Raw genomic sequence first — 12,682 nt, forward strand, 5'->3', positions numbered from 1 at the left:
ATTTCACAATAATTCATCAATCTTAATTAGATCACATTTTTACTTTAATTGGTATCACCCACATATGAACAGCGTTAAACAACTTGGTATGGGTTTGGTTGGGCTAATTATCGTAGAAGAAAGCACTCCCGTGCAGTTTGATGAAGAGCATGCACTGATGCTTAAGCATTGGCACATCGATAAAAAGGGTCAATGGAAAGACTTAATGATTCCACGACTAAGTGCTCGTATGGGTACTCCAGGAGAGTGGAGTAGCGTCAATGGTGTTCATGAACCTGTATACCAATTAAAGCAGCACGCAACGACTCGACTGCGTATCGCGAATGTCGATAATACGATCACTTATCCTATTGCTGTCGAAGGGGCTGAGGCATGGGTGATTGCCATTGATGGTAATCCTGTAAAGACGCCATATAAACTGACTCAACATAAAATCGGCCCAGGGATGCGCGTGGATATTGGACTAATAGCGCCCAAAGTAGGCGAGCGAGTTAATGTACTTCAAATGAAGGGCCGCTTTCCTTTCTCTTTATGTGAGTTCGAGGTAGTAGATTCCCCCCTTACTGAAGGGCGTTTATTGCCATTGTTACCTCTTAACCCGGTACCTAATCTAGATCTTGCTAATGCTGAAGAGATCGATTTTGTGTTCGAGTGGGAAGGTGCGGTATCACCAGTTTCTAAAGATGGGAAATCGATGCCTAAGTTTTGGCTTACTAATAAAAGAGCATGGGAAGGAATGAGCAAAGACAATATTCCTGAGCCGTTGACGACTTTAGAGTTAGGTAAGACTTACATATTCGATCTAAAGAACGTCACTCAATATCATCACCCGATTCACATTCACGGCCATACATTCACTGTATTGGAACTTGATGGGAAGAAAGTTGAAGAACCTTTCCATACTGATACAGTGTTACTTGGAAAAAATGGCCGAGCTAAAGCTGCATTTGTAGCCGACAACCCTGGCCGCTGGATGTATCATTGTCATGTTATAGAACACATGAAAACGGGTTTGATGGGATATATTGAAGTTAAGTGACACCTGTAACGTTTAATATTTGCGCATGCATTCTTAGTTTCTACCCTCGCTTTTATCGGCGTTAAAGCTAGAATATAGGGATTATTGTTTGGGAGGATTCATGGGTCAGTTATCTATTCTAGGTTTTATCGCCATCGGTGGCGCGTTTGGTGCTTGTTCACGTTACTTGATTTCAGAGTTATGCGTTGTGATGTTAGGGCGTGGTTTTCCTTACGGTACGCTGACTGTTAACGTAATTGGCTCTTTGATTATGGGATTGCTCATCGCCGCGTTTGAAAACGAGATGGTCGCGACGGAACCGTGGAGACAAATTATCGGTCTTGGTTTCCTAGGAGCACTGACTACATTTTCTACGTTTTCTATGGATAACGTACTTCTTATGCAGCAGGGCGCTTTCTTTAAGATGGGACTCAATGTGCTACTCAACGTGGTACTCAGTATTTCAGCCGCATGGATCGGCTTCCAACTTTTGATAAAGTCTTAAAACTTTCTTACGATTTGTTAACAACTCGGCTTGGTTTATCCAAGCCGTTTTTATATACTCGATCGAACTTGTCGGAGTGCCATATGGCTGAGACCGTTAACTCGGGATCCGTTGAACCTGATCAGGCTAATACCTGCGAAGGGAACAAGAGTAGATATCTAACTAGAATCCTTCTAGAGATCTATCTCCAGATCACAACTGTATTTCTTACCGTGATCCCTCTTGTAGCATCTAATCCGTCAAGCATTTTTATCCCTATAAATAATGGCTAAAAGCCAAGGAAAAATGCTATGTCGACTCGTAAACAAGCAAGACTGGAAGCGAAGAATTTCATTGATTCTTTATCCGTACAACCCTATCCAAACTCAAAAAAAGCTTACATCCAAGGATCTCGAGAGGACATTCAAGTCCCTGTCCGAGAAATATCACTCGCTGATAGCCTTGTTGGTGGTAGCAAAAAAGAGCCTGTATTCGAACCTAATGTACCCATTCAAGTTTACGATACCTCAGGTGTTTACACAGACCCTACACATCAAATAGACCTGTATAGCGGTCTTCCTAAGTTGCGAGAGCAATGGATTGAAGAGCGTGGTGATACGGAACTGTTAGACGACGTAAGCTCTGTTTACACCAAAGAACGTTTAGAAGATGAAACTCTAGACGACCTTCGCTACGGCAACCTGCCTAGAATTCGTCGCGCGACAGACAACCAATGTGTTACTCAGCTGCACTATGCTCGTCAGGGTATTATCACACCTGAAATGGAGTACATTGCGATACGTGAGAACATGGGACGTCAGAAGTTCGCTGATGAGCAGCTTAACCATCAACACCCTGGCTATAACTTTGGTGCAAACCTGCCGAAAGAGATCACCCCTGAGTTCGTGCGTAAAGAGGTTGCTGAAGGTCGAGCTATTATCCCTTCAAACATTAACCACCCAGAATCAGAACCTATGATTATTGGTCGAAACTTCTTAGTGAAAGTGAACGCTAATATCGGTAACTCTTCAGTAAGCTCTTCGATTGAAGAAGAAGTTGAGAAGCTAGTATGGTCGACTCGCTGGGGTGGCGATACCGTGATGGACCTTTCTACTGGTCGTAATATTCACGAGACTCGCGAATGGATCCTACGTAATAGCCCAGTACCAATTGGCACGGTTCCTATGTATCAAGCGCTTGAAAAAGTGAATGGCGTTGCGGAAGACCTTAACTGGGAAGTGATGCGCGATACCTTGATTGAACAAGCAGAGCAGGGTGTTGATTACTTTACTATCCACGCAGGTTTGCTTCTTCGTTATGTTCCTATGACGGCTAAGCGTGTGACAGGTATTGTTTCTCGTGGTGGCTCTATTATCGCGAAATGGTGTCTTGCACATCACCAAGAAAGCTTCCTATACACACACTTCCGCGAGATCTGTGAGATCTGTGCGAAGTACGATGTTGCTCTGTCATTAGGTGACGGTTTACGCCCGGGCTCAATTGCAGATGCTAATGATGAGGCTCAATTCTCGGAGTTACGTACTCTAGGTGAGTTGACTAAAGTGGCTTGGGAATACGATGTTCAGGTGATCATTGAAGGTCCTGGACATGTACCTATGCATCTTATTAAAGAGAATATGGACGAGCAGTTAGAGCACTGCCATGAAGCGCCTTTCTATACTTTAGGCCCATTGACGACAGATATTGCCCCTGGTTACGACCATATTACCTCTGGTATTGGCGCGGCCATGATTGGTTGGTACGGCTGTGCGATGCTGTGTTATGTAACCCCTAAAGAGCACCTAGGCTTACCAAATAAAGAAGATGTGAAGACTGGCTTGATTACTTACAAGCTAGCAGCACACGCAGCGGACCTCGCTAAAGGACACCCGGGCGCACAAATCCGAGATAATGCATTATCAAAGGCACGTTTTGAATTCCGTTGGGAAGACCAATTTAATCTAGCTTTAGATCCTGAAACCGCGCGTTCTTTCCATGATGAAACTCTGCCACAAGAGTCGGGCAAGGTTGCTCACTTCTGCTCAATGTGTGGACCTAAATTCTGTTCGATGAAGATTTCTCAAGAAGTTCGAGACTACGCGAAAGACACTGAACAAGTAGCCGCGGATCAGGCTATCGAGATTAAGATGCTAGATAACCCGTTGGAAGGGATGCGTCAAAAATCACAAGAGTTCCGTGATACTGGTTCTGAACTTTACCACCCTGCAGTCGGCGCAAAAGAAGCTCAACTAGAGGAATAATGACAGTGAAGATTCTCATCCCATCTCAAAATATTGAGTTAACGGGAGAGGTGCAGAACTGTCTATTGGTTGCTAAGCGACAAGGCTTAGCAACTGATGCGGTTGAGTTGGGTGTAAGCCCAACTCAATACTTCTCTATCGTTGATTCTCAGCAGGCGTTATCTATTGGCTTCGCTCATGATGTTGATTCATTGGCAGAGTGTAAGTTAGCGGAACTGAACCATGTTGTTGATTACAGTAATTCAGTCGCGCTAACTGACGTTTGTGATGCCTTTACAGAAACTCCGGATACCATCTATATCGGTGTCTCAGATGATTCAGCTGTACTGGATATTTGGTCACACCTGGATGCTAGCCGCGCTATCAAGAGTGACACTACAGCTCATCAGGAGTTAGATGATCGCGGCCACTTTGCTTGGTTACTTACTTTGTTGGCGCTGGAATTCCCATTAGAAGACGCATTAGTTTTAGCTCGCGCAGCGTCCAATGTTTCACGTGGAACATGGCCAGCACATTACCAAAACTTTCCAATTCCAGCTCTTGAAGATCAACGATTGGACATAAGCGTAGGTTGGGCTAACCAAGGGACATCACTTTCTTTTCCTGAGTTGAGTAAGAGTAGCCTCGGTTTATACCCAGTAGTTGATGATGTTGAGTGGATCGAAAGATTGCTCAAGCTTGGAATCAACACTGTCCAACTACGTATTAAGAATCCACAGCAAGCGGATTTAGAACAACAAGTCGCACGATCTATTGATCTTGGTCGTGAGTATAACGCTCAAGTTTTTATCAATGATTACTGGCAGCTTGCACTCAAGCATGACGCTTTTGGTGTTCATTTGGGGCAAGAGGATATTGAAGAATCAAACCTCTCACAGTTGAGCTTTGCGGGTATAAAGATTGGGTTATCGACTCATGGCTATTACGAGTTGCTACGCATTGTTCAGATTAACCCAAGCTATATTGCGCTAGGCCACATCTTCCCAACAACAACTAAACAGATGCCATCAAAGCCTCAGGGTTTGGTTCGTTTATCTCTGTATCAACAGCTGATTGATACTATCCCATACACAGAACAACTCATCGGTTATCCGACGGTTGCTATTGGTGGTATTGACCAATCAACAGCTGAGCAGGTGTGGGATTGTGGGGTGTCGAGTTTGGCGGTTGTTCGTGCGATTACATTAGCGGAAGACCCCAAAAAGGTGATCGAGTTTTTTGAAAAACTGATGACGCCTAAACCTTCAAATATTGGTGAAGAGGTTGCGCAGGAGCCTAGCTATGCTGAGTGATTTTGAGTTTATTCGTTATCAACGACAAATTGCGTTACCTGAAGTCGGTGAGCAAGGGCAACGAAACCTATTAAACAGCCATGTGCTAGTGATTGGTTGTGGTGGCTTAGGTAATGCTGCCGCTCTTTATCTTGCGGCTTCTGGTGTCGGAAAGATCGTGTTGGTGGATGATGACTGTGTGGATTCGTCTAACCTGCAACGACAGGTCGCGTTCAAAGAAAGCCAGTTAGGTTCGCCTAAGGTCGAAGCTCTGAAGAAACAACTGAGTGAGCTTAATGGTCGAAGCCAAGTCAGAACCATCAATCAGCGAATGAGTGACAGTCAGCTTGAACTTGAAGTGATGCTCGCTGATTTGGTGTTGGATTGTACTGACAACTTTGCGTCACGCCAGCAGGTTAACCAAGCGTGTTTCGGCAGCAATACACCTTTGATTTCTGGATCTGCAATCGGTTGGAAAGGCCAGTTTATTGTATTTGATTATCAGAATCAGAAAGGGTGCTATCACTGTTTGTTCCCGTTCAGTCATCATCCACAAACGACTCGTTGTAGTGATAGCGGCATCATAGGCCCGGTTGTTGGCACCATAGGTAACCTTCAAGCTTTGGCTGCTATTCAACGTTTAACTTGTGGTGAGTTTCAGGTAGCAACACACCAGCTCAAACTGTTCGATGGCCAAACGATGAACTGGCAAAACTTAATGGTCACTCAAGATAGTGAATGTTCCGTGTGCAGTGCGTCTGCAGTTAAGCATTTAGAAGAAGAAATCCAATGAGTCATATAACGATCTCTATAAACGAGCAGCCAGAACAGGTCGCGCACTTGTCGTCTCTAGCGGACATTATCCAGGCTCTATCACTCCCTGACCTGGGTTGCGTATTTGCAATCAATAATGCGGTTGTCCCGCGCAGCCAGTGGCAACAAACTGTCGTCAATGAAGGCGATGCTATTTCTCTTTTCCAAGCCATTGCAGGAGGCTAACCATGTTAACTATCGCTGATAAAACGTTTCAATCACGACTCTTCACTGGAACCGGCAAGTTCGCAAACAAGCATTTGATGGCGAGTGCTATTGAAGCTTCAGGTTCGCAACTGGCAACCATGGCGTTGAAGAGAGTCGATATTCGCTCTGAGCAAGATGATATTTTACAGCCCATCATTGATGCTGGCGTGAACTTGTTACCAAATACCTCCGGGGCGAAGAACGCGAAGGATGCCATCTTTGCTGCGCATTTGGCTCGCGAAGCGCTAGGCACAAACTGGCTCAAACTGGAAATTCACCCTGATCCAAAGTACTTGATGCCAGACCCAATTGAGACATTAAAAGCGGCTGAGCAAATGGTTAAAGATGGCTTTGTTGTGTTGCCTTACTGTCATGCTGACCCAGTGTTGTGTAAACGATTGGAAGAGGTGGGTTGTGCTGCGGTTATGCCGCTAGGTGCGCCGATTGGGTCGAACAAAGGTATCGCTTCGGCAGACTTCTTAGAGATCATTATCGACCAAGCGAACGTCCCTGTGATTGTTGACGCTGGTATTGGTGCGCCATCTCATGCTACTCGTGCAATGGAAATGGGCGCGGATGCCGTGTTAGTTAATACTGCAATTGCGGCTTCTCAACAACCCGTTGATATGGCGATTGCTTTTAAACTGGCAGTTGAAGCTGGCCGTATGGCTTACCTTTCTGGTCTTGCTGGACAGGTGTCTCATGCGGTTGCTTCTAGTCCGCTAACTTCATTCCTAGACGAGTAGTGTCCTTATGACGTTTGTTGATCGATTTAAACAGCTCAACTGGGATGACATTGGTATGTCCATCTTCAGTAAAACGGCAGCGGATGTTGAGCGCGCTCTGAGTAAACCTAAACGCGACTTGGAAGACTTTAAGGCTCTTATCTCTCCGGCAGCAGAACCTTACTTAGAGCAGATGGCGCAACAATCGTTGGCACTCACACGCAAGCGATTCGGCAATACAATGTCGTTGTATATTCCATTGTACCTCTCAAACTTATGTGCGAATGCGTGCACGTATTGTGGTTTCTCAATGGAGAACCGCATTAAGCGTCGCACACTTACTTTAGATGAAATCGATGCTGAAAGTGCCGCTATCAAAAAGATGAAGTTTGATAGTGTATTGTTGGTGACTGGTGAACATGAAACCAAGGTCGGGATGAAGTACTTCCGTGAAGTGCTACCGAATATTAAGGCACAATTTAACTATCTTGCGATGGAAGTGCAGCCGCTTGATCAAGATGACTACGCAGAGCTTAAAACTCTCGGCTTAGATGCGGTGATGGTTTACCAAGAAACGTATAGCCCAAGTACCTACGCGGAACACCACTTGCGTGGCAATAAAATGGATTTTGAATACCGGCTCGAAACGTCCGATCGTTTGGCAAAAGCGGGTATTGATAAGATAGGTATTGGCGCTTTGATTGGCTTGGAAGATTGGCGTACCGACTGTTTCTTCGTGGCCGCTCACTTAGACTATCTTGAGCGTACTTATTGGCAAACACGTTACTCGATTTCATTCCCACGTCTTCGTCCGTGTGAGGGTGGTTTGCAGCCTAAATCGATTATGAGTGATAAACAGTTGGTTCAACTTATCTGTGCGTATCGTTTATTAAACCCTGAGGTTGAATTGTCTCTCTCGACTCGTGAGTCTGCAGCTTTCCGTGACAATGTGTTGCCATTGGGAATCACCAGTATGTCGGCTGCGTCTAAAACCCAGCCTGGTGGTTATGCTTCTGATGAAGAAGAACTCGAGCAATTTGAAATAAGTGATGAGCGAAGTGCTGCCGATGTTGAGTCAATGATTCGTCAACGTGGTTTTGATCCTGTGTGGAGAGACTGGCACAGTGCTTACTCTGGTTAGCGAACACGCAGATTTATGTTCCACGTGAAACATCGACGAAGTTAAATCGACAAATAAAAACGGCTACCCTAAGGTGGCCGTTTTTCATTTCATTAAGTTTGAATTAGCTAAGCATTAAGCATTAAGCATGAGCAAGTGGAGTGGTTGATTGGCGTAACCATTCCAATGTATCACCTTCAACTAATGGGCTAACGTCGTTCCATACTTTCTGATGGTAGTCGTTCAGCCATGCAAGCTCAGGTCGTGTCAGTAGATCGACGTTGATGTTGCGCTTATCGATAGGACAGCGTGTTAGCGATTCAAACGTTAGTACTGAGAAGTCACCTTGAGTTGGCAACTCAACCACCAGTTCTAGGTTTTCGATACGGATACCAAACTCATCAGCACGGTAGTAACCCGGCTCGTTTGATAACACCATACCTTCAACAAGAGGTACGTCGATAAGCTTCTTAGAGATACTTTGCGGACCTTCATGAACACTTAGGAAGTGACCAACACCGTGACCAGTACCGTGGTCATAGTCGAAGCCTTCTGCCCATAAGTGCTGACGCGCTAGGATATCAAGTTGGAAACCACGAGTACCCTGTGGGAAACGCGCACGTGCAATGCCGATGTGACCTTTAAGTGCCAATGTGAACTGCTGGATCATCTCGTCGCTTGGCTGGCCAATCGCGATAGTACGAGTGATGTCGGTTGTACCATCTAAGTACTGACCACCTGAATCGACTAGGTACAGAGTATTCATCTCAAACTGACCTGGTTCAGGTTGGTTCTCATGGTTGTAGTGACACATTGCAGCGTTGCCGCCTGCCGCTGAAATTGTGTCAAAACTTAGGTCCATCAGCGTTGGGTCTTGCTCGCGGAATGATTGTACTTTGTCTGCTAGTACCGCTTCGTTGTGTAGGTTACCTTGCGCGACTTCAGCATCAATCCAAGACAAGAACTTGGCCATCGCAACGCCATCTCGAATGTGACACGCTTTCATACCTGCAATTTCCGTAGCGTTTTTAGCTGCTTTTGGCATTAGGCATGGGTCTGCTGCTTCAATGATATGAGCACCAGCGTTTTGTAGAACAAGTGTGTACCAAGCGTTGCTTGTACCTGAATCAACTGACACATTCTTACCTTCTAAAGATTGAAGACGTGCTTCAAGCTCAGATGGGTGAGAAACACGAATACCATTACCAACGTGCGCTTCAAAGCCTGCAGGGATACGATCTGGGTCTAAGAAGAAATCGACGCTTTCATCGGCGTGAATGATGGCATTAGACAATACAACCGGTAGGCGAGACACGTCCAAACCGCGAACGTTGAGTAACCAGCAAATAGAGTCTAGTTCAGTAAGGATAGAGGCATCCGCACCTTTGGCTTTTAGCAGGCCTGCAATTTCAGCACGTTTACTTTCACTTGATTGACCAACGGCGTCGGTCGCCATTAGGCGAACATCAGATACAACAGGTGTAGGGCGATCAGACCAAAGCTCATCAATCGGGTTTGCTGTTAATGTGGTGAGTTCTACTTTATCAGCCAGTTTAGCTTGTGCGCCTTTCAACCAAGCCGCTGTGTGCATGCGTGGGTCGAAAGCAACTTTACTACCTTGTGCTAGTGAATTGATGATCCAATCTAAAGCCGGCTCTTCAATAAGGTGTCGATACTCAAATAACTCTGCTGGTACCTGCTTGCGAACCTGAACGGTATAGCGACCATCAACAAAAATAGCAGCGTTTTCACGAGTGATAACCGCTGCACCTGCAGAGCCAGTGAAACCAGTTAACCAGTGAAGTCGCTCGTTATGAGCTGGAACGTATTCGCCTAGGTACTCATCTTCGTGTGGGATGATAACCGCATCTAGTTGGTTTGCTTCAAGCCAAGCTCGAACCGCAGTAACGCGTTCCGCAGTGATATTGTGCATCTGTGTTTATCCTTATTGTTAGGGTCCTTGTTAACACTCACAGCAGATATACATGTGAGGGGACTTATTAGGTCAATAAGCTAGCGCTTTTGTTCGTTTGCTGCAAACGCTGTACGCCATTTTTATCTAAGGTGCAGAGTTTTTTCTTTGATGATATCTCGCAACCAAGTTAACGCTGGGTCATTTTCTCTATCACGGTGCCAAAACAGAGTGTAAGCCATCGGCGGAAATTCCATTGGTAGAGGGACAACGACTAAGTCGAGCTGTTTGGCAACAAGGTAGGTGAAGTGACTTGGTGCCGTAAACACGAAGTCAGTGTAGGTGCACAAGCTAGCCGCACTATTGAAGTCAGGAACAGAAATAGCGATATCACGTTGGTGACCAAGGTCGGCAAGTTTGTAGTCGAGTAACCAACGGTCGTTACCATCACATCTTACTTGTACATGACGTTGTGCAAGGTAGGTTTCCAGATCCCATTTGCCACTCAGAGCTGGGTGGTTGCGTCTTAACACACACATCTGTGCATCACGGTAGATCTCTTGTTCGCAAATATCATCTGGCGGCAACATGGTTAAACGTGCATCGTTGATGTCGATGTCTTTACCCGTGAGTCCGATATCGAGTTCACCAAGCTGCAATTTTTTAAAGGTTTGCTCTGTCCAAGCATGGGTGTTGATATTCACCTTAGGGGCTTGTCGAAAGATTGCAGGTAAGAAGTGAGGAAGAATCAACGGGTAGACACTTTCAACCGCTGCAATGTGAAAACTGTGGTCACTGTTGTTGGGAATGAACGTCTCTGGTTGGGTGAGCACATCAAGTTGGTTGATCAGCGTTTCTAATCTAGGTTTGAGAAAGACTGCCTTTGGCGTTGGTCGCAGACCATGAGCACTTCGCGTAAAAAGGGGGTCATTAAATTGCTCACGAAGTTTGGCCAATGACTTACTCACTGCTGACTGGCTAAGGCATAATCGATGCGCAGTGCGAGTAACACTCAGCTCTTCCATCAGTACTTGTAAGCAAACTAATAGATTTAGGTCGAGGCGCGATAGTTTCTCGATATTCATGTGAGTTTCCTATTTGGAATAATGCTAATGAGTATATGCCATTTTTGTTCATATCTTTAGTTGGTTATTATGCACCTCAATTAACTCATCCGGAGAATCTTGTGCCTTCTAACGCGCTTCCAACCCCTAGTAAACTGCAGGTTGCTTTATTGGCAATGCTGGTTCTATTTAGCCCTTTGGCTATTGATATCTACCTACCAGCTCTGCCACAAATTTCGACAGCGTTTCACGTGGAACATGCACTAGCACAAGATACGATTACTTGGTTTTTATTTGCCATGGGTGTCGGCCAACTGTTTGCTGGCCCTTTGGCTGATAAGTTAGGACGTCGAACCGTTGCATTGGGAGGTGTTAGTATCTATGCATTGAGTGCTTGCTTGGCGTGGGCAGCTCAATCGATTGATATGATGCTAATAGCTCGGCTGCTACAAGGCTTAGGAGCTTGTGCGACTTCTGTAGCAGCCTTTGCAACGGTTCGCGATCTATTTGGCCCAGAGAAGAGTGGCCGAATGATCAGTTACCTCAATGGTGCGATCTGTTTTATCCCTGCATTGGCACCAATTCTTGGCGCTTGGTTAACGCATCAATTTGGCTGGCGCTCGAACTTCAGCTTTATGGCTGGCTTCGCGGTAGTCGTTGGCAGTATCTTATTCTTCCAAATGAAAGAGTCTAACCCGGCGACAGAGAAGGTTGCTGTGTTCAAACTAGAGCGTTACTGGTCAGTGCTGAAAACACCATCATTCATCTTCCATGCGACATTATGCTTGATGGCGATGGCAGTAATCCTTGCTTACGTTACCTCTGCACCGGTTGTGTTGATGGAGAACCTAGGTTTGACGATGAACGAGTTTACCTTCTGGTTTGGTATTAATGCGGTTATCAACATCACGGCTGCATTCACTGCACCGAAGTTCATGGACCGTTTTGGTACTTATAAAGCACTGGTTGTTGGTATTTCAACGCTGGGCTTAGCGGGTGTGATTATGTTGGTGCTTGCTGAACACGCGACTCCAATCGCGTTCATGCTACCGATCTTCTTATCGTCGGTTGGCTTTGCTTGGATTCTTGGTGCTGCGGCGGGTAAAGCTCTGGAACCTTTCGGTGACCGTGCGGGCACCGCAGCTGCGTTACTAGGCTTGTTCCAAATGAGTGGTTCAGGACTTCTTGTGGGTACCATGCAACGTCTTGATTTAACGTCGCAAGTGATGATCGCGTTGCAAATGTTCCTGATTGTTCCTGCATTACTAGTGCTTGCGAGCAAGGCGGGTAAGTCTTGGCACGCAACGTTTGCTAAGGCATAAGTTACAAGGGTGACAAAATATACAAATGGCGGTTTGCGAAACGTTAAAACATGGTATATTTGTCACTCATTGAAACGTTAGTCCCCAACGGAAAATACTGTAATGTCATTAACAACCTACGAAATGGCGCGCGTCTTAGAACAAATGGAAGATGCACCTGAAAAGGTCATGTTTGGTAAACTGCTTAAAGAGCTAGGCAACCAAAGTGAAGAGCGTATTCGCAGTGCGGCAAAACAAGTTCCAATCGATACTTTGCGAGATATCATTTACCAATTTCAGCGAGTGGTAGAGTCTCGTAAGGGAGAGCAGGTTCAGCTACTCGCAAAAGAGCTAGCCGAGCAAGGTATCTCTGCTGAAGAGCTACAAGCTTTTCTGAATAAGTAAGCCTATCCCAGTTAAAAAGAAACCACTCAATTGAGTGGTTTTTTGCGTTTGTGCGCCGAGCATGGCGTTGATCTAGGAGGTGAAAGTCCTCTACGGGCTCA

At 45.6% G+C, this 12,682-nt stretch carries 12 protein-coding genes and 1 riboswitch; of the genes, 10 read left to right on the top strand and 2 right to left on the bottom strand.

Annotation, left to right across the window (positions count from 1 at the left end):
• The 8 genes from AB6D58_RS23675 to thiH all read left to right on the top strand — a co-directional run.
• A partial coding sequence (locus tag AB6D58_RS23675; protein WP_372158722.1) for a multicopper oxidase family protein occupies positions 1 to 1,039 on the top strand: 1,039 nt, incomplete at its 5' end.
• 100 nt (positions 1,040 to 1,139) lie between these two features.
• Positions 1,140 to 1,523, top strand: a complete 384-nt coding sequence (gene crcB, locus AB6D58_RS23680; RefSeq protein WP_004736665.1) for a fluoride efflux transporter CrcB — start codon at positions 1,140 to 1,142, stop codon at positions 1,521 to 1,523.
• A gap of 62 nt (positions 1,524 to 1,585) precedes the next feature.
• Positions 1,586 to 1,684: riboswitch (TPP riboswitch) on the top strand.
• Between the two features lie 129 nt (positions 1,685 to 1,813).
• Complete coding sequence (thiC, locus tag AB6D58_RS23685) at positions 1,814 to 3,763, top strand: phosphomethylpyrimidine synthase ThiC (RefSeq protein WP_372158723.1); 1,950 nt, start codon at positions 1,814 to 1,816, stop codon at positions 3,761 to 3,763.
• The gene (locus AB6D58_RS23690; RefSeq protein ID WP_371700302.1) at positions 3,763 to 5,055 is read left to right on the top strand and encodes a thiamine phosphate synthase; all 1,293 of its coding nucleotides are present in this window, start codon (positions 3,763 to 3,765) and stop codon (positions 5,053 to 5,055) included. Before thiC ends, AB6D58_RS23690 begins: the two co-directional genes overlap by 1 nt.
• Entirely contained in the window at positions 5,045 to 5,827 is a 783-nt protein-coding gene (locus AB6D58_RS23695) for a ThiF family adenylyltransferase (protein WP_372158724.1), read from the top strand. The genes AB6D58_RS23690 and AB6D58_RS23695 overlap by 11 nt, the downstream gene beginning before the upstream one ends.
• Complete coding sequence (gene thiS, locus AB6D58_RS23700) at positions 5,824 to 6,033, top strand: sulfur carrier protein ThiS (protein WP_017085664.1); 210 nt, start codon at positions 5,824 to 5,826, stop codon at positions 6,031 to 6,033. The genes AB6D58_RS23695 and thiS overlap by 4 nt, the downstream gene beginning before the upstream one ends.
• Before the next feature lie 2 nt (positions 6,034 to 6,035).
• On the top strand, positions 6,036 to 6,800 hold the full coding sequence (locus AB6D58_RS23705) for a thiazole synthase (RefSeq protein WP_065584384.1): 765 nt from the start codon (positions 6,036 to 6,038) through the stop codon (positions 6,798 to 6,800).
• 7 nt (positions 6,801 to 6,807) lie between these two features.
• The gene (gene thiH / locus AB6D58_RS23710; protein WP_372158725.1) at positions 6,808 to 7,920 is read left to right on the top strand and encodes a 2-iminoacetate synthase ThiH; all 1,113 of its coding nucleotides are present in this window, start codon (positions 6,808 to 6,810) and stop codon (positions 7,918 to 7,920) included.
• Positions 7,921 to 8,041: 121 nt separating this feature from the next.
• Here the strand turns inward: thiH and AB6D58_RS23715 are convergent, their stop codons facing one another.
• A complete protein-coding gene (locus AB6D58_RS23715; RefSeq protein WP_372158727.1) occupies positions 8,042 to 9,832 on the bottom strand; it encodes an aminopeptidase P family protein in 1,791 nt (596 codons plus the stop codon).
• 122 nt (positions 9,833 to 9,954) lie between these two features.
• Positions 9,955 to 10,896, bottom strand: a complete 942-nt coding sequence (locus AB6D58_RS23720) for a LysR family transcriptional regulator (RefSeq protein ID WP_012605070.1) — start codon at positions 10,894 to 10,896, stop codon at positions 9,955 to 9,957.
• A gap of 101 nt (positions 10,897 to 10,997) precedes the next feature.
• On the opposite strand from AB6D58_RS23720, the gene AB6D58_RS23725 reads away from it, so the two are divergent.
• Both AB6D58_RS23725 and AB6D58_RS23730 read left to right on the top strand, forming a co-directional pair.
• On the top strand, positions 10,998 to 12,197 hold the full coding sequence (locus tag AB6D58_RS23725) for a multidrug effflux MFS transporter (RefSeq protein WP_198591316.1): 1,200 nt from the start codon (positions 10,998 to 11,000) through the stop codon (positions 12,195 to 12,197).
• Between the two features lie 102 nt (positions 12,198 to 12,299).
• Positions 12,300 to 12,581 (top strand): hypothetical protein, encoded by a 282-nt coding sequence (locus tag AB6D58_RS23730; protein ID WP_009848181.1) that lies wholly within the window; start codon positions 12,300 to 12,302, stop codon positions 12,579 to 12,581.
• Positions 12,582 to 12,682: the final 101 nt, after the last annotated feature.

Source organism: Vibrio sp. 10N.239.312.D08 (assembly GCF_041466145.1).
Taxonomy (GTDB): Bacteria; Pseudomonadota; Gammaproteobacteria; order Enterobacterales; family Vibrionaceae; genus Vibrio; species Vibrio crassostreae_C.